Source organism: Paraburkholderia sp. 31.1 (genome assembly GCF_014397645.1).
Lineage (GTDB): Bacteria > Pseudomonadota > Gammaproteobacteria > Burkholderiales > Burkholderiaceae > Paraburkholderia > Paraburkholderia tuberum.
The window spans coordinates 1-1,955 of the sequence record NZ_VZQN01000137.1 but is presented as its reverse complement, the minus strand read 5'-3'; the positions used below and the strand labels follow the sequence as shown (position 1 = coordinate 1,955).

At 62.1% G+C, this 1,955-nt stretch carries 1 protein-coding gene; it reads right to left on the bottom strand.

Annotation, left to right across the window (positions count from 1 at the left end; genetic code table 11):
- The coding region (locus F6X37_RS35600; protein WP_187614651.1) for a type VI secretion system Vgr family protein at window positions 1–1,608 on the bottom strand (1,608 nt) is incomplete at its 3' end.
- Between the last annotated feature and the right edge of the window lie 347 nt (window positions 1,609–1,955).

Genomic DNA, 1,955 nt, shown 5'->3' with positions numbered 1-1,955 from the left:
GAGCAGGTAGCCCTGGTTGAAGGCCGTCTGGCTGTAGACCGTCGCTATGCGGGCGCTCTCCTTTCCTTGCAGATCGTTGAACACCACCTCCGCACCGAGCAGCGGGGAACGCCAGATGGCATAGCTAAACAGCGACTGGTCTCCGCGCACCACGTCCGGGTGGGCGTAGTCGTGCATGGCCCCCGCTATGTAGATGCGGTCCACGTCGCGATTTTCGGCGTCGAGCAGGACCTCGGTCCCCGGCAGCAGGGGCGAGTGGAAGCCGCCCTGGTAGGACGATGACGGACGCAGCAGGCGCAGCTTCAGCAGCTTGTTGTCGGTGTTGCCCGTGCCCTGCAGGAACTTCGGCAGCACGCTATAACGCCCGTGGTCGTCCATGTCGCCGTAGGGGGCGGAGTCGCTCGTCGTGACCACGCCCACAGCGGGACCAGGCAGAAAACGCCAGTCCCGCTCAAAGTCAAACCTCGGCCGATAGGTCAGGTTCGCCGGCATCGCCTTGAAGCGCGTATAGGCCGGCTTGGTGCGGCTGCCCTTCATCTTGAACGAAGTGATCACGAAGCCGTATTCGGCGCTCGGCATCTTCGCATTGGTGAGCTTCATTACCACGCCCGCCGCGATGCCCTTGGCGTCGGTCCTGCCCGCCAGCGTCGCCTGACGCGCGATCTGCCCGTCGCGCCGGGTCTGTGCGAACGTTTCGGCCTGCGCTGGCGTCAGATGGCCTTCGACGCTGCGACTGATCTGCCCGAACGACGAGCGGTCATCCGTCTCGCTGGAGACATTCGCCGTGGCGCGAAGGGGATCGTCCGGCGTGCAGTAGTTGCGCTCCCACAGTTCGATGGTGGCCGGCACCAGCGCGCGCTGCTCATGCACGGCCTGGGCCGCTTCGTGCCAGCTCGCGTGCAGGCCCGAGGCATCCAGCAGCGGCACGTCGACCGAGCGGATATAGGCGCGCGGATTGTTGGCGAACACGATGGTGTCGAGCTTGCCATCCTTGCCGCGTCCCTGCTTGTAGAACCAGAAAACGCCGAGGCGGCGGCAATGGCGGGCGATGAAATTCCAGAGCGACTCCTCCAGCATCACCACCTGCTCCATCTTCTCCTGCAGCCCTTCGATCTGGAATTCGACATCGAAGGCATCGAAATTCTTGCGGTCGACCAGCGCCTGGGTGATCAGTTCCTGCAAAGTCACATCTTTAAATGTGTCGCTTTTGATGATGCGTTTGCAGAGGGCCACAAAGCGCGGCTCGATGCGCATCTGGTAAGCCGACTCGTCGCGGCTCGTGCGGATGCGCCTCCAGCTCGTCACCACGCCGTTGAAGGTGGCGGCGTCGTGACTGACGGGCTGCACGTAGCTCACCGAGGGCACCGCCGCCTGCTCGTCGATCTGCAGGCCCGCGCGACGGCCCACATACTGCTTGCCGTCGATCTCCAGCCGTGGCGACGTAACCGTGACGTCGACGCGGTAGTCCTTGCAGAAGCCACCGCTGGCCTTGAAATCGAGCACGTCGAGGTCATGGGGCTGGGAGCCGATCCAGATCCTGAGGTGCTGGGTCAGGCGCGCGCTCGGATGGCTGAGCGCGGCGGTAAAATTTTTCGTGACAGCATTCATCCACACATCCCTGTATGGTTAAAGAAACGAGGCACAACTGTTGCGTCAGCAACCTTCAACCGAAAAAATCTAGGGCGGTACCCGCTGCCCGTCAATCACTCCACTCACCCTGTGCGAAATTGCCAACGATTTTGTGAATGATCGTTAAATCGGAATCCTTTGCTTTTTCGAGATGGAAATGCGTGATAAACGGGTGCAGCAACACCTAATGGCGAACGACGCATGCGAGTCGATCGCGCGCGGGAAACGGTCAGCCCTGCTGCTCGTGATAGCGCAGTGTGGTAGAGAGAAGCGTGGCGTCGCCGCGAGCGCGCGCCTCCAGAAGTTCGGCGATGCGCTCAATCATG